This is a genomic window from Ensifer aridi, assembly GCF_002078505.1.
In the GTDB taxonomy this organism is placed as follows: domain Bacteria; phylum Pseudomonadota; class Alphaproteobacteria; order Rhizobiales; family Rhizobiaceae; genus Sinorhizobium; species Sinorhizobium aridi.
The window spans coordinates 589,095-607,847 of the sequence record NZ_LUAV01000002.1 but is presented as its reverse complement, the minus strand read 5'-3'; the positions used below and the strand labels follow the sequence as shown (position 1 = coordinate 607,847).

Here is an 18,753-nt window from a genome sequence, read left to right as displayed (position 1 = left end):
CCTCAGATCTGCATGCGCGCGATTTCGAGATAGGCGGTGACCACCTTGTCGCGGATGGCGAGCGCCGTCTGCAGCGACTGTTCCGCATTCATGACGGCGTCGACCACTTCACGGGTGTTGGCTTCGCCGCGGACCGCCTGTAGCGACACCCCTTCGGCGGATTTCATCGACTGGACGACGTCGGTGGTCATGTTGCCGAGGACTTCCGCAAAGCTCTGCGATTGCGGGACGGCAGTCCCGGCTGCCGGCGTGACGAGCGCGGAGGATGAGGTGAGGCTCGTCCCTTCGGCCTCCTTCATGGCCGAAAAGGCGCCGATGGACTGGATTGCGTCGATCATTATTGCGAAGCCCTCAACAGGTCGATTGTCTGGGAGATGAGATCGCGAGACTGCTTGATGGTTTGCAGGTTGGCCTCATAGGCGCGGTTCGCCTCGCGCATGTCGGCCATTTCGATCAGGATGTTGACGTTCGGCATCTTGACCATGCCTTTCTCGTCAGCCGCCGGATTGCCGGGATCGAACTCGATATTGAAGTCCGAATCGTCGGTGCCGAGGCGCTGCACCTCGACGAGAGCTGCGCCGCTCGCCCGATCGACCTCTGCGGCGAAACTGATCGTCTTGCGGCGGTACGGATCGGCGCCGGGCACGTCGCCGGACGAACGGGCGTTGGCGATGTTTTCCGACACGATGCGCAAGCGGGTCGATTCCGCCTGCAGACCGGAGGACGAGACTTTCAGCGCAGAGGTCAATGGATCCATGGTTCTTACTTCCGTACCGTCATGAGCATCATCCGGTGAAAGGCCTTCACCAGCCCCGCATTGAGCTCGTAGTCGCGCTTGATCTCACCGGTCTTCATCATTTCCTCTTCGAGCGCGACGCTGTTGCCGGACTGCTGCACCGCGACGTCATCGAGCGCACTCACCTCGGTCACCTGGGCGGCTTCCGGGCTCTGGGTGAAATGGGCGCGATGGGTCGCGGCCATCTGGATGCCGGTGTTCTGGAGAACGCTTTCGAAGGGCTGCACGTCCTTCGCCTTGTAGTGCGGCGTGTTGGCATTGGCGATGTTGCCAGCCACGACGTTCTGGCGAACGGTCAGCCATTGGGCCTGCCGTGACGCGAGTTCGAAAAGCTGAATCGGTTCCATCAAGAGCTCCTGCTGCTGATGGCGAACCTAGGCAGGCAATCTTGCGTGGGACTTGTCGGGAGATGCCGAACACGAGAATGTTCGTGTGTTTCCGGGCGGGCCTCCCGCGGTGGCGCGCCAAAATCCTCCGACCCGGATGCGGCGAGCGACAACAGAAGGTCGTGGAGAGGGGGAATAACAGCGTGGCCGGGATTCGCAGGACGACCTGCAGCCGCGCTACCTGGCCTCGTAGACCTCACCCTTGGAGGTGACCATCACCCAGCGGCCGCCGCGCTCCTCGAAGGTGGCGAGCCGGCTGTTGTCCGGCAGAACCGAACCGACGCGGACGATATACATGCCGCTCGCATCCTCGATCAGGGCGCGGCCATTGGCGACGTGCATCAGCTTGAAGCCCGCACGTCCCGGAAAAGGCTGGTCGAGGCCCTCTTTCGCGCTCTCCTTGTCCTTGGCCGTTTCCCCATCGAGACCGGGTACCGTCGCCGTCGTCAGACGATCGACCGCAGCGGCGGTCTCGCTGTCCATGTCCGTCATCGCCAATGGCGAGACCGACACGACCGAGCGGCCCGGGCGTTCCGGCAGGTCGCGCGTCGTTCCTTGCCAGAGCGGAGGAATCGAAAATTTTTCCGGGTGCAGAAAGACGTACCAGGGTAGGAAGGTCGCGGCAGCGGCCATCGCCAGCCCGATCGCCCCCAGGATCTTGTCGATCAAGGGCATCTTGGCTTCGCGCCGCCGTTGGCGAACGATTTCGTCTGCGTCGGAGTCCCTCATTCCTATCCTCCGGATCACGATGACCTCCAGTGGCGGCGATCGGAAATCAACGAGCCTAGTAAGTTGAAGCGGGATGCGCGCGGAACACGGCGCCTGCGTTTTCTCATCCCGCTCTTCCCCGCATGCCGGCACCGGCGCCCGGCTGGTTCCCCATTGCTGCCGCCTTCAGCGCATTGGCGAGATCGGTGAAGGCGTCGAAGGCCGGCCGCTCGCCGGGAGTCTGCTTGAGGACATCGTAGACGACGGGCACTTGCTTGATCGCCATGTCGAGATCGGCGTCGCCGCCCGGGCGATAACCGCCGATCAGCCTCAGATCGCGCGTTTCCTCGAAGCGGTGGATCAGCGATTTTAACCGGGCGACGAGCTTCTCCTGGTCCGATGTCCAGGCCTTCCTGGCGAGGCGCGATATCGAGGCGAGCGGGTTGATCGGCGGATAGCGCCCCTCCTCCGCGAGACTGCGGTCAAGCACAATGTGCCCGTCGAGAATGCCGCGCGCCGAATCGGCGACCGGATCGTTGTGATTGTCGCCGTCGACGAGAATCGAAATGATCGCGGTGATCGTGCCCGTCCCCTCCGCGCCGGGGCCGGCGCGTTCGAGCAGGCGCGGCAGTTCGGTGAATACGGAGGCCGGGTAGCCGCGCGCGATCGGCGGCTCGCCGGCCGCCGTCGCGACCTCGCGGATCGCATGGGCGAAGCGGGTGACGCTGTCGACGATGAGCAGGACATTGTCGCCCTTGTCGCGGTAGTGCTCGGCGATCGTGACGGCGGTAAGCGGCGCCATTTTCCTGAGCATCGGGCTTTCGTCACTGGTGGCGACGACGGCGACCGATTTGGCGAGGTTGTCGCCGAGCGTATCCTCGATGAATTCGCGCACCTCGCGCCCGCGCTCGCCGACCAGCGCGATCACCACCTTGTCGAAGGCGTCGGCACGCGCCAGCATGGAAAGCAGCGTCGACTTACCGACGCCGGAGCCGGCGAAGATGCCGAGACGCTGCCCGAGGCAGAGCGGCGAAAAGATGTCGATCGCGCGCACACCTGTCTTGAAACCCCGCTCGACGCGCTTGCGAGTCATGGATGGCGGCGCGGTGTTCGAGATCGAACGGCGGATGTCGCCTTGGAGGAGCGGGCCGAGACCGTCGATCGGCTCGGCCAAGGCGTTAATCGTGCGGCCGCACCACTTGTCGGTCGGCGCAATCCGGAAGGCGCCCTTGCGGATGACGACGTCATGAATGCCGATCGGATCGCCTGGCTCGATCGGGCAGACGACCACCCGCTCGGGCTCGACCCGCACGACTTCGCCGAGATGCGTGCCGGTTGCGCTCTTGTGGGCGACGAAATCGCCGAGCCGGACGTGGCGGGAAAGGCCGGTGACGGTATAGTGCCCCGGCGAAATCGTCTGGACATGGCCCCCTGGCGCGATCGCAAAATCGGGTTTCGCATAACGTTCGACAAGGCCGGCAAGCGCCGCCAGCGATGTCGAGGTCGCGATGGTGTCAGAGCTTTGGCGTTCCATGATTTCCGTCAGGTCAGCACTGGTCGAGACGCGGGCGAAGACCGCCGGCGCATATCAGAGGTGGGTCTAGCGGCTACCGCCGAGCGTCTTGATCGCTTCATCGAGCGATCCCTCGCTGTCACGCATCAGCGCGGTGATGTTGTCGAAGGCGCGGGTAATCATGATGAGCTGCGACATTTCCTGAATGGCATTGACGTTCGATTCTTCAAGGAAGCCCTGCATCACGCCGACGCCGAAGCGGTCCACGACAGGCTCGGGCGGGGCGGCCGGCATCACGGCGCTATTGTCATAGCGCATGAAGCCCTTGCTGAAATCGGCTTCATAGAGCCCCAGCAGCGCGACCTGGACGCCGTTCTGGTGAATGGCGCCGTCGGCGCCGACGGTGATCTCACCCGCTCCGCCGTTCAACTGTATCGGCGCGCCGCCGGCATCGAGCACCGGATACCCCTTGATGGTCACGAGTTCGCCGGTCTCCGTCAGCATGAACCGCCCGTCGCGTGTCAGCGCCGGCCCGCCTGGAGTGTCGATCGAAAACCAGGCCTCGCCCCTGACGGCAAAATCGAGCGCAGCGCCGGTGCGCGCAAGAGCGCCGTTATTGGTGTTGAGAAATTCCTCGCCTTCGGAAACATAGGAGACTTTCGTCGGCTTCGTATCGCCCAGCACCTGGTTGAACTTCACTTCCGTGCCGCGGAAGCCGACCGTGTTGGAATTGGCGACGTTGTCGGCAAGCGTGTTCAGGCGCTTTTCGAGCGCCATCTGCGACGAGAGCGCCACATAAAGGCCGGTCTGCACGTCAGCGTCCTCCGAGTTTCAGGTTGTTGATGGTGAGAAGCAGGTCGGGAGAAATTCCGTAGCCGCTCGACGAACCGAATACGGCAAGCGGATCGTAGCTATCGGAGGAATTTTCGATTTCCCAAAGAGCGGTGAAGCGATCGAGAAAAGCCGCGAGCTTTTGGGGATCCTGGAAGTCCTTGAGATCGATCGCCGTCTCGTAGGCCTCCGCCTGGCGATCCACGTCCGCGGCCGCGAACTCGTCCGGCAATTGCAGCGCGGTCCGGAACACCTCGGAAAGCGCCTCGTCGGCAATGATTTCGTAGCCGTTGGTGATCGTCGGCGCCATGCGCTGAAAGTAGAGCGCCAGCCGTACGCCGGTATTTTCCTCGCCGGCATTCTGCTCCAGCGTCTGGCGCGTATATTTGTCGACGACGCCTTTCTGCGCGCGGTCGAACGAAGTCGCCGCTTCGCCGTGGCGGGCAAAATCCAGGGACTCGACCAGAGCTTTGTAGCGCGAGTCCGCGAGCTTGTTGGCGAAGGCGTCCTCTTTGTCGACGCCTTCGGAAAGCACCTTACGGATAAATGCCTTGGCATAGGCCATGTCCTCGAGGCCATGCGCCTTCATCGCGTAATTGTAGAGCCGGTTATCGGCAAAAAAGTCGTCGATCGTTTTGATGCTGCCGATCTTCGCCAGGTAATATTCGGTCTCGCGGGCGACGTCCGGCTGTTCGGAGACGCGCTGCAAAGACCTCGTAAGGTCTGCGGTTATCAGCCTGTAGCTCGTATAGGTCGTGGTCACGATCGGTTCGCCCTGTCCCATAAACGGGCGCCGCGGCCCGAGCTTGCAAAATCTGACCGCGTTGGCTTGCGCGAACCTGTCTCGACCGCCGCATCCGCACCGGATTCGGGGCCAGCCTCACGCAAGGATCAGAGCCTATTCCCTCGGAGGAAAATCAAGGATCGCGACAGGTATCGGCAATGAACATCATCATCGGGCTTCTTGTGACTTTCGGCTGTATCCTCGGCGGATACATGGCGATGGGCGGCCATCTCGAAGTCCTGAACCAGCCCTTCGAGCTGATGATCATCGGTGGGGCAGGTATCGGCGGCTTCATCATGGCCAACTCGATGAAGGTGGTCAAAGACACCGGCAAGGCGCTTTTGGAGGCCTTCAAGCACAAGGTTCCGAAGGAGCGGCACTATCTCGACACGCTCGGCGTGCTCTACAGCCTGATGCGCGACCTGAGGACCAAGTCTCGCAACGAGATTGAAAGCCACATCGACAATCCGGAAGAATCCTCGATCTTCCAGTCCGCACCGACCGTCCTGCAGAACAAGGAACTGACCGCCTTCATCTGCGACTATGTGCGCCTCATCATCATCGGCAACGCCCGCTCGCACGAGATCGAGGCGCTGATGGACGAGGAAATCCAGACGATCACCCACGATAAGATGAAGTGCTATCACGCTCTGACAACCATGGGCGACGCACTGCCGGCGATCGGTATCGTCGCGGCGGTCCTCGGCGTCATCAAGGCGATGGGAGCGATCAGCGAAGCGCCGGAAGTGCTGGGCGCCAAGATCGCCGCCGCGCTCGTCGGGACGTTGCTCGGCGTGTTCCTTTCCTATTCGATCGTCAGCCCGCTCGTCTCGAACATCAAGGCCGTACGCGAGAAGCAGAACCGGCTTTACGTCATCGTGAAACAGACGCTGCTTGCCTATATGAATGGCTCGGTTCCGCAGGTCGCGCTCGAATACGGCCGCAAGACCATCTCCGCCTATGAACGGCCGTCTATCGACGCAGTCGAACAGGAGATGATGAACCCGGGCGGTGGCAGCGAGAGCAAGGCGGCTTGATCATGAGCATCGCATCGAACGTCCACGCATTCGACAAAAGGCTACTTGCCCGCATGATCGGTGCGCTTGGTGAAGACAAGATCATCGGCCGTATTGCGCTCGAGCTCGGCCAGGTCTTCAGCGAACTTCTGCCGGACATGCTCGAGGCGGAGACCGGGTGCGACATCACGATCGGCTACGCAGGCTTCCGCACCGGGCTTCGCAACGAAGTGATCGCGGATCTCGGAGACGGGGCCGTGCTCGGCGACGTTTCACTGCGCAACTGGTGCACGGATTTTCAGATCGGCTGCGACAGCCCGGTGCTTATCGCCCTGGTCGAAGCCGTGCTCGGAGCCGAGCCGACGAGCATCGAGGAGCCGCTGCCGCGGCCTCTCTCGAAAATCGAGATCGATGTCGGCGTGCCGGTGTTCCACAAGGTCGCGGAGGTTCTGCGGACCGCGGTAGACGCGCCAGGCGGGTTCGAACCGGTCGTCGGCCGCCCCTACAACAGCCCCGAACGACCGAAGCCTGACCCCACGATCGAGGATGTCTATGCGGCCGCGATCGACATGACCATTGGCCTTGGGCCAGTGCTTTCCACTTTCTCCGTGATCGTTCCGCAAAGCGTGCTTCTCAAGACCGAGATCGCCTCCGTCAGAGGCGCAGGCGAGAACCAAAACGCGAAGAGCGAGTGGGCGGAACAGCTCGAAGAGCAGGTTCGCCGTTCGGCAGTGACGCTCGAGGCGCGCATTCGACTGGAAAGCCTGACGCTGAACACGATCAGTCGCCTGCAGCCGGGGGACGTGATCCCGTTTCACGATGGCTCTGAGGTGCGTGTCGACGTGAACGCCAATGGCCGCGACCTCTATGTTTGCGAGTTCGGCCGCTCGGGTTCGAAGTACACGGTCCGCGTCAGGGATACCCACGGTTCCGAACAGGACATCCTTCGCCACATCATGAGTTAATCAGCCTCGTCGGCAGAATGCCTGAGGCAAGGTTCAACTGGAATATTCCGCACATGGCACCAAAGAAAGCAGCACCCACCGCAGAACCGGCCGCATTCACGGCAGACGTCGAACTCGACCAGGCGATCGACGACCTGCGCGGCGTTCTCAAGAAGGACGGCGGAACGAGCGACTTCGGCGCAGACTTCGCCGCCGAGCCGCTCGCTTCGCCGGCGGATTTCGGCAGCGACTTTGGGGCTAGCGGCGGCGCCGCATTCGGCGGCGATTTCGACGCCGGCGGTTTCGGCGGCGATTTCGCCGATACGGGCAACGTCGGTGGCTTCGACGCCGGCACCGGCTTCATGGGCGGCGATTTCGATTCGGCAGCAGCTGTGAGCGAACCGGCACCGGGAAGCGCCATGACGGCCAATATGGACCTGATCATGGACATTCCGATCGATGTCCAGATCGTGCTCGGCACCAGTCGCATGCAGGTTTCGGGTCTGATGGGGCTCAACGAGGGCGCCACGATCGCGCTCGACCGCAAGATCGGCGAGCCGGTCGAGATCATGGTCAACGGCCGGGTGATCGGCCGCGGCGAAATCACCGTCCTCGAGGGCGATGTGACCCGCTTCGGCGTCAAGCTCATCGAGATAATAGGCAGCAAGAAGTAGCAGCCCGATGATTGGGCGAGGGATGAATCCATGACGGATTTCGGAAGTTTCGAGCAGGCGTTGGCGCAACCGCTGAGCCAGACGGAAAAGGCGGCGGCCGTGCTGCTCGCCATGGGCAAATCCGTGGCCGGGAAGCTCTTGAAGTTCTTCACGCAGGGCGAGTTGCAGGCGATCATCGCCGCGGCGCAATCGCTCAGAGCCATCCCCCCGCATGAACTCGAAGCGCTCGTTAACGAATTCGAGGATCTCTTCACGGAAGGGGCCGGCCTGATGGACAATGCCAAGGCGATCGAGAGCATCCTCGAAGAGGGCCTGACGCCGGACGAGGTGGACGGCCTGCTTGGCCGCCGGGCCACCTTCCAATCCTACGAGGCGAGCATCTGGGATCGGCTCATGGATTGTGACCCAACCGCCATTGCTCAACTGCTCGCCGAGGAACATCCGCAGACGATCGCCTATGTGCTGTCGATGATGCCGTCGAGCTTCGGCGCCAAGGTACTGCTGCAGCTCTCCGACAAGCAGCGGCCGGATGTCCTCAACCGCGCCGTCAACATCAAGAACGTCAGCCCGAAAGCGTCCGCCATCATCGAGGCGCGCGTGATCGAGATGATCGAGGAGATGGAGGCCGAACGCAATTCGCCCGGACCGGCCAAGATCGCCGAAGTGATGAACGAGCTGGAGAAGCCGCAGGTCGATACGCTGCTTGCCTCGCTCGAAAGCATCAGCACCGATTCGGCCAAGAGGGTCCGGCCGAAGATCTTCCTCTTCGACGACATCCTCTACATGCCGCAAAGAAGCCGCGTGCAGCTCTTCAACGATGTCTCGACGGACGTCATCACGATGGCGCTCAGGGGCTCGGCCCCGGAACTGCGCGAATCGATTCTAGCCTCCATCGGCGCCCGCCAGCGGCGCATGATCGAAGCGGACCTCGCGATCGGCGACGCCGGCATCAACCCGCGCGACATCGCGATCGCCAGACGCTCGATCACCCAGGAAGCGATTCGTCTGGCCGCCAGCGGACAGCTCGAGCTCAAGGAAAAAGAAGCAGAAGCCGCCTGACGCCGAGTCATCTCCCGCTCGGCAAGCCGGCGCCTGGTGCTGATTTCTGTTGAACCTAGGCAATTGCCGGCTTTCGGCTCTTGCGCGCGAATGCCTCCGGGTTCACGACAGGAGCCGGCGTCAGCAATTCCGAGCGCTGCGGTGACCTTTATCCGTCCAACTAGGTGCTCGGCTGCAGCTCCGCCTCGTTGACGTTCGTTTGCCAGGCGGCCGGGGGCTTCCTCTTTCATGTCGGAAGAGCAGGACAAGGAAAGCAAAACAGAGGCGCCGTCGGAAAAGAAACTGTCCGATGCGGCCGAAAAGGGCAACGTCCCCTTCTCTCGCGAAGTCACCGCGTTCGCGTCGATGCTCGCGATCTACATCTTCGTCGTCTTCTTTCTTTCGGACGGCGCGGCCACGACGGCCGAAGCACTGAAGGACATCTTCGAACAACCGGAAGCCTGGCGCCTCGATACGGCCACCGACGCCGTCGCGCTGATTTCACACGTCCTCCTGAAGTCCGCAGCGCTTCTCGTGCCGATCTTCATCCTGCTCATCCTCTTCGGCGTCGGATCGTCGATCTTCCAGAACCTGCCGCGGCCGGTGCTCGACCGCATCCAGCCCAAATGGAACCGCGTGTCGCCGGTCGCAGGCTTCAAGCGCATTTACGGCGTCCCGGGACTGGTGGAGTTCGGCAAGTCGCTGTTCAAGATCATCGCCATTTCGGCCATCGTCGTCTTCGTTCTGTGGAACGACTACTTCGCCGCGCTCGACCTGATGTTCTCGGATCCGGTGACGATCTTCACGGCAATGGTCTCAGACCTCAAGCAGATCATCATCGTCGTTCTTTTCGCGACCGCGGTGCTTGCGATAGTCGATCTCTTCTGGACCCGCCATCACTGGTACACAGAACTCAGGATGACCAGGCATGAGGTCAAGGAGGAGCTGAAACAGTCCCAGGGCGACCCGATCGTCAAATCGCGATTGCGATCGATGCAGCGCGATCGCGCCCGCAAACGCATGATCGCCTCGGTGCCCCGCGCCACTTTGGTGATCGCAAACCCGACCCACTATGCCGTCGCGCTGCGCTATGTTCGCGAAGAAAGCGAGGCGCCGGTCGTCGTCGCGATGGGACAGGACCTCGTGGCCTTGAAGATCCGCGAGATTGCCGAAAAGAACGGCATCCCCGTCTTCGAGGATCCGCCGCTCGCACGCTCCATGTTTGCACAAGTCTCGGTAGATAGTGTCATTCCACCGGTGTTTTACAAGGCAGTCGCCGAGCTCATTCACCGGGTTTATTCGGCTCAGCCGCAACAGAGACGGGTGACATAATCTTGAGAAAGAGCGAATTCTCCGAAAAACGCGAACAGATTGTGGCGGAAGCGATCCGCCCGATTGCAACGGAACTGCGCCTGATCGACGCTGCGGATTTCATCGCGCTGCTGCGGTTTGAGTCCTATGCGAGCCTGGCCGATCTCGTGGAATCGGCGGCGGAACTCTATTTCCTGCCCGGCACCGTGAACTTCGGTCTCGGCGGCAACTACAATCTGGACTGGAACAGTTGCCCGGAGATCATCCTCGACCTTGAGCTGAAGCCGCGCGGCGTCACCGTCTATGCGCGTCTTGTGCTCGCGGCCGACACGGCGGGCATCGAGATCAGCCACATCAACTTCCAGCAGCCCTCGAGCGATCCGGACGAAAACACGGCCTTTCTCGCAAAGAGCCTCGAGGAAGCGAAGTTCGTCAAGTCCTACCCGCTGCCGCTGGCGAGCTGATCGGGAGCAGGCTCGCCCCCTAACCCTCTCCCCGCGCATGCCCCCGCGCGGCGAGAGGGACTTAAGCGAAGCGCTACCGCGAGTTCCCGTCGCCCGCTCGCGGGAGAACGTGGCCGGCAGGCCGATGAGGGGCGAATTTGATGAACAGCCGCTGTTAGCTGATGTAACCGAGCCGTATCGCCTTGGCGATCGCCTGGATCCGGTTGACCGAATCGAGCTTCGTCGTCGCCGCGCCGAGATAGGCGTTCACCGTGTGCACGGAAAGGCCCATCTTTTCGGCAATCTCCTCGCTGATATGACCGTCGCCCGCCATCTGCAGGCAGGCGATCTCGCGATCGCTCAGGGCCTCGGCCTTGAAGAAGCGTTTCTCGTCTGCCGCGAGCATGTCGGTCATGATGTGCGCGCTGCGGCCGTGCAGGTCGACGATCTGTTCGCCCGAGGCGTCGAGGTAGCTTCCCGCAAAGACGACATAGCCATTGCCCTGCGCGCCGAGCCGTATCGGAAACGCAATCCCCGAATAGGAGAGCTGCCGCCCCTCCAGCCGCCGGGTGAATTGACGGAAATCGGTTGCTTCGGCGGCCTGGTGCTCGCCCTGCCCGTCCCAGAGCACGGGCAGCAGCGAACGATCGAGATGCTGAAGCAGTTCGTCGCCGTAGACCTTGATCAGATCATATGCGTTCGCTTCCGAGGCGACGCCCCAATTGTGGAGGACGCAGGTGAGCTTGCGCGCCGCGGGCATGCCCCTTCCGTTGATGCGCAGGACGGCGAAGTTCTTTGCGTTGATCTGCCGCTGCATCGCCTGCAGCCGCGTCACCAGGGTTGCGGCCCGCGCCGCGCGCCCGGTTCGGCCGGATCGGCCGGCGTCGTCGCCATCTTCCATCACGAAATAGGACATCCTCGTCACTCCTAAACGAGATTGTTGCGCACCGCGTGGGCGATCGCTTCCGATCTGGTGCGCGTCGCCGTCTTCCGCATCACGCTGGTGATGTAGTTGTTGATCGTGTTGCGGGAGATGCCGAGGATGACGGCAATCTCCTCACTCGTCTTGCCTTCAGCGATCCAGAAAAGGCATTCGAGTTCGCGCTCGGTCAGCTCGAACTCCCGATCCTGGCGGATTCCGACTTCGGTCTTCAGGCTTGCGACATAGCCCGCCAAGACGGCGACGTCGCGCAGCGCCTCCTGCGAGAGAATGACGTCCGCGGGAAACAGGAGCATCAGGGAGAACCGGCATCGCCCCACGTTGAACGCGACGGCGCAATAGGTTCGGCTGACGCCACGCGGCAGATCGATGTCGTCGGGCACCGTTTGGAACGTGGGCTGGAGGACGGCGAGGCACTTTTCCAGTTCCGTCGTCTTCGCATTCAGTCCGGCGACGATGCCCGACAGGCGCCGGACGATATCGAAAGGCCAGTCAGAGCAGACGACAAAATCAAGCCCGCCGTCCTGGGAAAGATCATGGCGGGCGAGAAGGTAGTGCGTTGCGCCGACATATTCCGTCAGCGCCGCCAATCCGCTGCCGAGACCGCTGCGCCCAGCCAGTTCCCCGAGCCTTCGGATCAATTGTTCCCGCGAAATTCCCCGACCAGACACCCGCGACACAGCGGTCTCAAAAGACCAGACTGCGTCGACCCGCGACATCTCCATGACTTTCAGCCCCCGTGCCCCGATTCACCGCCCTTAATTTTGCCCTGCCGGTCCAACCCGGTATCTGTGCCACCACTCGCAAATCAGGACGCGAATCAATTGCTAAACTATACATCGCTTCCCCCCAAATGACACGGGCGCGTGTCGGCCGTTTACTTGCGCATTTTCTCGTGAAGGAACCTCGCATTCCGCCATCGCTCTCCTATTGAAAACATGACTCTCCGGAGCGGAGGCGAGTTGAGCAATAATATGATATTTAAAGGTTTTCCGAAAAATCGCAGCCCGCTGCGCGTTGCGGCGCGGGCTGGAATGCGGCGTCCGTGAGAAGCAAAGCGAGGCGCTTTCTGCAGCGCCGACGCCGTCGCGCACGTCAAACGCTTCGAAATGATAACGCGCAACATTACTTTATCGTCTCCGCTGTTGCCAAAATGCATCAAATCGACAGCGGAGAAACCACAGCAACACGAGGAATAACAGGAACTATACACGAAATTATATTTCATCCTTTCGAAGTTATAGTTACTGGAAACCTCGAGAGCTGCAAACAACGGCCAGTAATCGGCTGCCCCACCCGGGCGGCATCGGCGCTCTCGAATCTAAAAGCGTTAAATTTCTATTAAATTGTGTGAGGAATGCAGGGACCGTGACTCCGACGCGCAATATGGATTCTTATCGCGGATTCCGCCGCGCCAGCGTCGAAATCTATTAGACTTCGCCAATATTCACCGCGCGAGTTACGTTGCACTATCCGCGCAAGGCGGCAGCGCAGGCGCCAACGCGAAGCGGGCCGAAAACAAGGCCCATCTTCCGATACCCTCAAAAGAGAAATCCCGCCTCCAGGGCGGGATATGTCTTTTCCGTTGCGACTTGCGTCAGGCGGCGCGGTCGAGAGCCCATTTGCGCAGGATTTTCGCGGCCCGCTCCTCGCTGATCTCCACCATCCGCGCCAGCCGCCGTTCCGGTCCTTCCTTGACGCGGCGGTTGAAGCTGCTTTCGTCGCCAAGATTGAGCAGATCGTCCGCGCCATCGAAGCCGAAGTCGGAACCGAAGCCCTCCATGAGGGCGCCTCCCGCACCTGCACCGGCGGGCGAGAAATCCGGCAGCTCCAGACCGGCGGCTTCGCCTTCGAGCTGACCGGCCCGGCCGCCGAAGCCCAATTGGCGCGCAAGCGGCCGCATGCCCATCCAGACGACCAGGAAGGCGACGGCGACGAAGGCGAGCGCGTTGATGATGCCGCCGAGATTGCGCGTCAGCATTTCCATGATGCCCGGCCCCGGGACCGCCTGATCGAGCAGTTGCGTCTCGACGAAATCCATCGCATTGAGCGTGACGACGTCGCCCCGGCTCGGATCGACGCCAGCGGCCGAGGACACGATCCCCTGCATTTCCTTGAGATAAGCGTCGATCTTGGCCTGATCGGCCGCCTCGCCGACCATGGCCGCAAGCCGGCCGCGATTGACGACGACAGCAATCGACAATCGCTCGATCGAATAGCTGTTCTTGACGGTGGCGATCGTCTTGCTGTTGATCTCGTAATTCGTCTGCTCTTCCTTTTTCGCCGCCTCATCGCTCGACTGCGGCCCGGCGCCACCGCGCGGCGCCGCCTGAGGAATGTTCTGCTGCACGGTTGCGGCATTGTCCGGCTGCTGCTGACTGGACTTCTGCTCTTCCTTGATCACCCGCGTGGAGCGCTCGACCCGCGATTCGGGGTCGAAGACGGTTTCCTGGATTTGCTGCGCGTCGGTGTTGAGCTTGGCAGTGACGCTGGTACGGAAATTGTCCATGCCGAGAAAGGGCGCCAGCGCATTGTCGATCTTCTTCTCGAGGTCGCTCTGCACGTTCTGGACAACGCCGAGCGACTGGTTGAGGGCGCTGTTCGCCGGGTCGTCGCCGGAGGCGAGAAGCTGGCCGGTCGAATCGAGCACGGTCACGTCGTCTACATCGAGCCCCGGCACCGACGATGCGACCAGATGGCGGATCGAGGCGGCGGCGTTTCGGCCGACCGTGGCGCTCGCGCGGATCATCACCGACGCCGTCGGCGTCTGTTCGGCTTTCCGGAACCTGCCGCGCTCCGGCATGACGATGTGCACGCGCGCGGCGGCGATACCGGAGATCTGCTGGATCGTGCGGGCGATTTCGCCTTCAAGCGCGCGCACGCGCGTCACTTCCTGCATGAAGGAAGTGAGACCCAGCGAGCCGACATTGTCGAAGAGTTCGTAGCCGGCGTTGGCACTGCTCGGCAGGCCGCGCTCGGCAAGCAACAGACGGGCCTTGCCGGTCATACCGACCGGCACCTGAATGCTGCCGCCATCGGTACCGACCTCGAAATCGATATTGGCCTCGGCAAGCGCAATGCTGATCTGGGTGACATCGCTGCGCTCGAGACCGACATAGAGCGTCTCGTAGGACGGCCTGTTGACGTAAATGCCGGCGCCGAGAACGAAGCCAATCGCCACGATGCCAGCCACAGCAAGCGCAATCAGCTTGCCCTGCCCGAGATTGCTCAGATTTTTCGTGAACGCCGAAAATTGATCGAACAGATTCATTCTGTTTCCGCACCCAGTATCGCAGGGCAACCGATCCGTCTATCCGGCCGGCGCCATGCGCAGCTCCAACATTCGGGTTTGCTGGGTATCGGCCTGCGCTCAGCCGATCGTCGATACGCGCGAATCTACCAGCCCCGATGCGAAGCTAGGGAACGAAACTTGCGCGAACTTGACGAAGTGCAGGGATCGGGCGAGCTGCGCGGGGACTCCGCGGCCCTTCATCCGCCCGCCGGCATCTTGTCCCCGCAAGCGCGGCCGCCTGCAGAGAGGGCAATGGACGGCAATACCTATCGTCAGAACGCCTCGAAATCGCCCGCGACTTTCGTCAGCGGCTGCGAGTGTCCGTGGCGCAGCATGCCGCTGGCGAGAGCCTTCTTCATATCGGCAAGTTTGACCAGATTGACGGCCGTGCTGATATCGACCAGCCAGTCGTCGGGGATGGAGGCGGTGATGGTGTCGATGAATTCGGCGAGACCGCGCGTCTTCTGAACCGCAAGGTCGATGCCCTGGAGCACCATCATCTTGTCGGCCGCATCCGCGGATGTTGCGCCATCGAGGAGTTGGGGCTCGATGCGTTCGATGAGGTAGGCGACGTCATGAAGCTCGGTGACGATGCGCATCAGCACGTCCGGCAAGGATTCGTCCGCGAGAGGCGTAGTGTTATAGTCAATCTGCATCATCTCTCTCACGTGGCTTGGGGACGCGTTTCGGTTCGCCTGCCCGTACAGGCGGCATGCTCAAAAGAATTCGATCGAACTTTCCGCTGGCTTCGGCACGGGCGCAGGTCGCTGATCCATCTGGATCGCGCGCTGGGCTTCCACGCCCGTGAGCGCATATTGGCGCGCGCGCCCCGAGAAGGGCCAGTACTCGAGCTTGCGCCCATGCTCGCCGCCGGTGCTTTCGCCGACGATGCGGATGCCCTCATCCATCAGGAACTGGCGCGCGAAGGCGGCATTCTGCTCCCCGACATTCGAGAAACGCGCGATCGTCCTGGCGCCGCCGAAGATCTTCGCCTCCAGCCGGTCGCGACGCGCGCCCTGCTTCAGAAGACCGTTTATGAGCAGCTCCATGAGATGCACGCCGTAGCGCGTGGCATCGCCGCCCGAGCTTGGCGAGGTCGCCGAGCCCGGCAGCAGGAAGTGGTTCATGCCGCCGACGCCCGCGACAGGGTCGCGCATGCAGGCGGCCACACAGGAGCCGAGAATGGTCGAAAGAACGATATTCGGATCGTTGACGACCTTGAACTCGCCCTGAATGACGTGCACGCGCTTGCCGGCAGCTTCCATGCTCATTTCAGCGCTCCGAACACGGCTTCGATCGCCGCCTTCATCTTTTCGATCGTGAACGGCTTGGCGAGAACATTGTTGGCGCCGAGCGCGGCCGCCTTCTGCACCAGCGCCCGATCGCCCTGGGCGGTCAGGATGATGAAGGCCGCTTTTTTGGTGGCTGGGTTCGAGCGCACCGCCTGCAACAGGCCGAGGCCGTCCATCTTCGGCATGTTGAAATCCGAGATGACCAGATGATGCGGGTTCTGAGCCATGATCTTCATGCCCTGCTCACCGTCACCGGCGGCAGTGATCTGCTTGAAGCCGAGTTGCTGCAAGGCGTCACCCAAGAGTAAGCGGCTCGTGACCTGATCGTCGACGATCAGTACTTTTATCTTTTCAGCGAGGGACATTATTCGCTTCCTTCTTTGCGGGCTGCAGCCGTCTTCAATATTTCCTCCCCGATCGATCCGAGGGGGAGCTGTGTTTCGACCGCGCCCAATTCATAGGCGACTCTCGGCATGCCGTAGACGACACAGGTTTTCTCGTTCTGGCCGAAGGTGCGCGCTCCGGCATGCCTCATTTTAAGCAGGCCGGACGCGCCGTCGCGGCCCATGCCGGTCAGGATGACGCCGATGGCGTTACGTCCCGCCACTTCGGCAACCGAATCGAACAGCACGTCGACGGACGGGCGATGTCCGTTGACGGGGTCGCGGTCGACAAGGCGGCAACAGGGTGCGGCGGCATTGGCGACCATAAGATGCCGTTCGCCACCAGGCGCCAGATAGATCTTGCCGATCTCGAGCCGCGCTCCGTCGGTTGCTTCCTGGACGGTCGGTGCGCAAAGCCGGTTCAGCCTTTCGGCAAAGCTCCTGGTGAAGGTGTGCGGCATGTGCTGCGTGATCACCGTCGGCGGGCAATTGGCCGGAAACTTCTGCAGCACCGTGATCAAGGCTTCGACACCGCCGGTCGAGGCGCCGATGGCGATGATCTTGCGCCCTGCCCTGTATTCGGAAACCGCGGTCGCCGCTGGTGCGGCTGCCCTGTTGCTGGTGATCATCGCCTTTCGCTGCGAGCGCGCCGCCGCCTTGACCTTCTCGATCAGGCCGCCGAAAGGATTGGGGTCTCCCGGATGAGGCTTGCCGACGCAATCGAAGGCGCCGATTTCGAGGGCGGCAATCGTCGCTTCCGCGCCCTTGTGGGTGAGCGTCGAGACCATGATGACCGGCATGGGCCTTAGCCGCATGATCTTGTCGAGGAATTCGAGGCCGTTCATGTTCGGCATCTCGATGTCGAGCGTCACGACATCCGGGTCGAGCTGTTTGATCGCCTGGCGCGCCTCGAGCGCGTCGGCCGCCTGACCGACGACTGTTACCTCCGGATCGGCGTTCAGCACGGCCGAGATCAGGCCGCGCATTGTAGCCGAGTCATCGACGACGAGAACACGTGCGGGAGCGCTCATGCCCGACCTCCATGGAACTTGCCGGTATGGCGATAGGTGGTGATGCCGATATTGTCGAAGAGCGCCTTGGCTTCCCCTGAAACGCGCTCCGAATGGCCGATGTAAAGATGCCCGCCGGTATCGAGCACGCCGGCGAAGCGCGACCAGATCTTCATCTGCGTCGGCTCGTCGAAATAGATCACCACATTACGGCAGAAGATGACGTCGAATGGTCCCTTGAGCGGCCATTGCGCCATGAGATTGAGCTCGTTGAAGGTGATCAGCCGCTTGACGCGGTCATCGACCTGCCACTTGCGGCGGCCGGCGACCTCGACCTCGCTGAACCATTGCTTGCGCATGGCGGGGTTGACCGTTTCGAGCGCGGTCGCGTCATAGGCGCCGGCGCGCGCGAGTGCCAGAATCTTCGGGTCGATATCGGTCGCGAGGATGCGGAAGTCGTAATCCGCGGCATTCGGCAGGAGCGACAGTACGGTGAGCGCGATCGAATAGGGCTCCTGGCCGTCCGAACAGGCGGCCGACCAGATGCGCACCCGGCCGCCGTTTTTCGCGCGCGCGATCAGATCCGGCAGAACCTCCGTCTTCAGATGCTCGAAGTGATGATTCTCGCGGAAGAAGCGGGTGAAGTTCGTCGTCAGATGCGAGAGCATGTCGCGGCGGGCAGCAGCACCCGCGGGAGACGCGACGAGCTGGCAATAATCGCGAAAGCCCCCGAGCGCCAAGTTGCGAATATGCTTCGAGAGCCGCGAATAGACGAGCGACGCCTTGGATTCATTCAGATAGATGCCGGCATCGGCATAGATCATCGCCGCGATTTCGGTGAGATCGCGACGGGTCAGCGGATATTCGCCGCTTGCAAGACATTCGTCCGGAGACAATCGTTGTTCGAGAGTGGCCTGGGCTTTCATGCCGCCTCCCTTTCTTCGTGAGGGAATACGGAGTCGAGCTCGACGAGGCAAATCATTCGACCCTCGATCGCCAGCACGCCGCGCGCGAAACTTCTTTCGAAATCGGAGGCAATATCCGGCGTCGGCTGAATGTCGCTGTCCGAGACCGTCAGGATATCGGAAACGGCGTCGACCAGGAGTCCGACCACCTGGCTCTTCACCTGCGCGACGATGATCACATGTCGGACCGTCGGCTCGGCAGGTTTCATGCCAAGGCGAGCAGAGAAATCGATGATCGGCAGCACGGCGCCGCGCAGATTGATGACGCCGAGCACATAGGCGGGTGCGTGCGGCATGGGAGTTGCCGGCGTCCAGCCGCGAATTTCGCGGACTGACATGATGTTGACGCAGAATTCCTGGTCGCCGACGCGGAAAGCGATCAGCTCCCGTCCGCCAGTGGTCAGATTTTTTGCGGCATAGGTCATGA

At 61.9% G+C, this 18,753-nt stretch carries 22 protein-coding genes; 6 read left to right on the top strand and 16 right to left on the bottom strand.

Annotation, left to right across the window (positions count from 1 at the left end; all coding sequences use genetic code 11):
• Positions 1-2: 2 nt before the first annotated feature.
• The 7 genes from fliE to AYK65_RS03165 form a co-directional block, all read right to left on the bottom strand.
• Complete coding sequence (gene fliE / locus AYK65_RS03195; RefSeq protein ID WP_046119796.1) at positions 3-338, bottom strand: flagellar hook-basal body complex protein FliE; 336 nt, start codon at positions 336-338, stop codon at positions 3-5.
• Positions 338-757: a flagellar basal body rod protein FlgC gene (gene flgC, locus AYK65_RS03190; protein ID WP_046119797.1), complete on the bottom strand. Its 420-nt coding sequence runs from the start codon at positions 755-757 to the stop codon at positions 338-340. The genes fliE and flgC overlap by 1 nt, the downstream gene beginning before the upstream one ends.
• Positions 758-762: 5 nt before the next feature.
• Positions 763-1,143: a flagellar basal body rod protein FlgB gene (gene flgB, locus AYK65_RS03185; protein ID WP_046119798.1), complete on the bottom strand. Its 381-nt coding sequence runs from the start codon at positions 1,141-1,143 to the stop codon at positions 763-765.
• 216 nt (positions 1,144-1,359) lie between these two features.
• Positions 1,360-1,911: a flagellar protein gene (locus AYK65_RS03180; RefSeq protein ID WP_139793116.1), complete on the bottom strand. Its 552-nt coding sequence runs from the start codon at positions 1,909-1,911 to the stop codon at positions 1,360-1,362.
• Between the two features lie 103 nt (positions 1,912-2,014).
• Entirely contained in the window at positions 2,015-3,424 is a 1,410-nt protein-coding gene (gene fliI, locus AYK65_RS03175) for a flagellar protein export ATPase FliI (protein ID WP_046119863.1), read from the bottom strand.
• Positions 3,425-3,490: 66 nt separating this feature from the next.
• Positions 3,491-4,216: a flagellar basal-body rod protein FlgF gene (gene flgF, locus AYK65_RS03170; protein ID WP_026613227.1), complete on the bottom strand. Its 726-nt coding sequence runs from the start codon at positions 4,214-4,216 to the stop codon at positions 3,491-3,493.
• A 1-nt stretch (position 4,217) separates the two neighbouring features.
• The gene (locus AYK65_RS03165; RefSeq protein WP_026613228.1) at positions 4,218-4,997 is read right to left on the bottom strand and encodes a DUF1217 domain-containing protein; all 780 of its coding nucleotides are present in this window, start codon (positions 4,995-4,997) and stop codon (positions 4,218-4,220) included.
• 179 nt (positions 4,998-5,176) lie between these two features.
• Between AYK65_RS03165 and motA the strand changes: the two genes are divergently transcribed.
• The 6 genes from motA to AYK65_RS03135 all read left to right on the top strand — a co-directional run bounded on the left by motA (position 5,177) and on the right by AYK65_RS03135 (position 10,465).
• Positions 5,177-6,055 (top strand): flagellar motor stator protein MotA, encoded by an 879-nt coding sequence (gene motA, locus AYK65_RS03160; RefSeq protein WP_026613229.1) that lies wholly within the window; start codon positions 5,177-5,179, stop codon positions 6,053-6,055.
• Complete coding sequence (locus AYK65_RS03155) at positions 6,052-6,999, top strand: FliM/FliN family flagellar motor switch protein (protein WP_139793115.1); 948 nt, start codon at positions 6,052-6,054, stop codon at positions 6,997-6,999. Before motA ends, AYK65_RS03155 begins: the two co-directional genes overlap by 4 nt.
• 53 nt (positions 7,000-7,052) lie before the next feature.
• The gene (fliN, locus tag AYK65_RS03150; RefSeq protein WP_081157900.1) at positions 7,053-7,652 is read left to right on the top strand and encodes a flagellar motor switch protein FliN; all 600 of its coding nucleotides are present in this window, start codon (positions 7,053-7,055) and stop codon (positions 7,650-7,652) included.
• Positions 7,653-7,682: 30 nt separating this feature from the next.
• Positions 7,683-8,711, top strand: coding sequence for a flagellar motor switch protein FliG (fliG, locus tag AYK65_RS03145; RefSeq protein ID WP_081157899.1), 1,029 nt, complete (start codon positions 7,683-7,685; stop codon positions 8,709-8,711).
• 228 nt (positions 8,712-8,939) lie between these two features.
• Positions 8,940-10,022 (top strand): flagellar biosynthesis protein FlhB, encoded by a 1,083-nt coding sequence (gene flhB / locus AYK65_RS03140; protein ID WP_081157898.1) that lies wholly within the window; start codon positions 8,940-8,942, stop codon positions 10,020-10,022.
• A complete protein-coding gene (locus tag AYK65_RS03135) occupies positions 10,019-10,465 on the top strand; it encodes a hypothetical protein (RefSeq protein WP_081157897.1) in 447 nt (148 codons plus the stop codon). Before flhB ends, AYK65_RS03135 begins: the two co-directional genes overlap by 4 nt.
• 154 nt (positions 10,466-10,619) lie before the next feature.
• On the opposite strand, the gene visR is transcribed toward AYK65_RS03135, so the two are convergent.
• The 9 genes from visR to AYK65_RS03090 form a co-directional block, all read right to left on the bottom strand.
• On the bottom strand, positions 10,620-11,360 hold the full coding sequence (visR, locus tag AYK65_RS03130) for a transcriptional regulator VisR (RefSeq protein WP_046119869.1): 741 nt from the start codon (positions 11,358-11,360) through the stop codon (positions 10,620-10,622).
• A gap of 11 nt (positions 11,361-11,371) precedes the next feature.
• Complete coding sequence (gene visN / locus AYK65_RS03125; protein WP_046119870.1) at positions 11,372-12,109, bottom strand: transcriptional regulator VisN; 738 nt, start codon at positions 12,107-12,109, stop codon at positions 11,372-11,374.
• A gap of 872 nt (positions 12,110-12,981) precedes the next feature.
• Positions 12,982-14,655, bottom strand: a complete 1,674-nt coding sequence (fliF, locus tag AYK65_RS03120) for a flagellar basal-body MS-ring/collar protein FliF (RefSeq protein ID WP_081157896.1) — start codon at positions 14,653-14,655, stop codon at positions 12,982-12,984.
• A 293-nt stretch (positions 14,656-14,948) separates the two neighbouring features.
• Positions 14,949-15,332: a chemotaxis protein CheT gene (cheT, locus tag AYK65_RS03115; protein WP_081157939.1), complete on the bottom strand. Its 384-nt coding sequence runs from the start codon at positions 15,330-15,332 to the stop codon at positions 14,949-14,951.
• A gap of 60 nt (positions 15,333-15,392) precedes the next feature.
• The gene (cheD, locus tag AYK65_RS03110; RefSeq protein ID WP_026613239.1) at positions 15,393-15,947 is read right to left on the bottom strand and encodes a chemoreceptor glutamine deamidase CheD; all 555 of its coding nucleotides are present in this window, start codon (positions 15,945-15,947) and stop codon (positions 15,393-15,395) included.
• Positions 15,944-16,333, bottom strand: coding sequence for a response regulator (locus AYK65_RS03105; RefSeq protein ID WP_026613240.1), 390 nt, complete (start codon positions 16,331-16,333; stop codon positions 15,944-15,946). The genes cheD and AYK65_RS03105 overlap by 4 nt, the downstream gene beginning before the upstream one ends.
• Positions 16,333-17,382 carry a protein-glutamate O-methylesterase CheB gene (gene cheB, locus AYK65_RS03100; protein WP_026613241.1) on the bottom strand — a complete coding sequence of 350 codons (1,050 nt, stop codon included), beginning with the start codon at positions 17,380-17,382 and terminating at the stop codon, positions 16,333-16,335. Before cheB ends, AYK65_RS03105 begins: the two co-directional genes overlap by 1 nt.
• Complete coding sequence (locus AYK65_RS03095; RefSeq protein WP_046119872.1) at positions 17,379-18,287, bottom strand: protein-glutamate O-methyltransferase; 909 nt, start codon at positions 18,285-18,287, stop codon at positions 17,379-17,381. Before AYK65_RS03095 ends, cheB begins: the two co-directional genes overlap by 4 nt.
• Positions 18,284-18,751 (bottom strand): chemotaxis protein CheW, encoded by a 468-nt coding sequence (locus AYK65_RS03090; RefSeq protein WP_026613243.1) that lies wholly within the window; start codon positions 18,749-18,751, stop codon positions 18,284-18,286. The genes AYK65_RS03095 and AYK65_RS03090 overlap by 4 nt, the downstream gene beginning before the upstream one ends.
• Positions 18,752-18,753 lie beyond the last annotated feature (2 nt).

Coding starts and splice junctions, on each gene's coding strand:
- visN (WP_046119870.1), bottom strand. CDS start 12,109: ATGGAGATGTCGCGGGTCGACGCAGTCTGGTCTTTTGAGACCGCTGTG.
- flgB (WP_046119798.1), bottom strand. CDS start 1,143: ATGGAACCGATTCAGCTTTTCGAACTCGCGTCACGGCAGGCCCAATGG.
- AYK65_RS03105 (WP_026613240.1), bottom strand. CDS start 16,333: ATGTCCCTCGCTGAAAAGATAAAAGTACTGATCGTCGACGATCAGGTC.
- AYK65_RS03180 (WP_139793116.1), bottom strand. CDS start 1,911: ATGAGGGACTCCGACGCAGACGAAATCGTTCGCCAACGGCGGCGCGAA.
- AYK65_RS03090 (WP_026613243.1), bottom strand. CDS start 18,751: ATGACCTATGCCGCAAAAAATCTGACCACTGGCGGACGGGAGCTGATC.
- AYK65_RS03095 (WP_046119872.1), bottom strand. CDS start 18,287: ATGAAAGCCCAGGCCACTCTCGAACAACGATTGTCTCCGGACGAATGT.
- fliE (WP_046119796.1), bottom strand. CDS start 338: ATGATCGACGCAATCCAGTCCATCGGCGCCTTTTCGGCCATGAAGGAG.
- flhB (WP_081157898.1), top strand. CDS start 8,940: ATGTCGGAAGAGCAGGACAAGGAAAGCAAAACAGAGGCGCCGTCGGAA.
- cheT (WP_081157939.1), bottom strand. CDS start 15,332: ATGCAGATTGACTATAACACTACGCCTCTCGCGGACGAATCCTTGCCG.
- cheD (WP_026613239.1), bottom strand. CDS start 15,947: ATGAGCATGGAAGCTGCCGGCAAGCGCGTGCACGTCATTCAGGGCGAG.
- fliI (WP_046119863.1), bottom strand. CDS start 3,424: ATGGAACGCCAAAGCTCTGACACCATCGCGACCTCGACATCGCTGGCG.
- flgC (WP_046119797.1), bottom strand. CDS start 757: ATGGATCCATTGACCTCTGCGCTGAAAGTCTCGTCCTCCGGTCTGCAG.
- motA (WP_026613229.1), top strand. CDS start 5,177: ATGAACATCATCATCGGGCTTCTTGTGACTTTCGGCTGTATCCTCGGC.
- fliN (WP_081157900.1), top strand. CDS start 7,053: ATGGCACCAAAGAAAGCAGCACCCACCGCAGAACCGGCCGCATTCACG.
- cheB (WP_026613241.1), bottom strand. CDS start 17,382: ATGAGCGCTCCCGCACGTGTTCTCGTCGTCGATGACTCGGCTACAATG.
- visR (WP_046119869.1), bottom strand. CDS start 11,360: ATGTCCTATTTCGTGATGGAAGATGGCGACGACGCCGGCCGATCCGGC.
- fliG (WP_081157899.1), top strand. CDS start 7,683: ATGACGGATTTCGGAAGTTTCGAGCAGGCGTTGGCGCAACCGCTGAGC.
- fliF (WP_081157896.1), bottom strand. CDS start 14,655: ATGAATCTGTTCGATCAATTTTCGGCGTTCACGAAAAATCTGAGCAAT.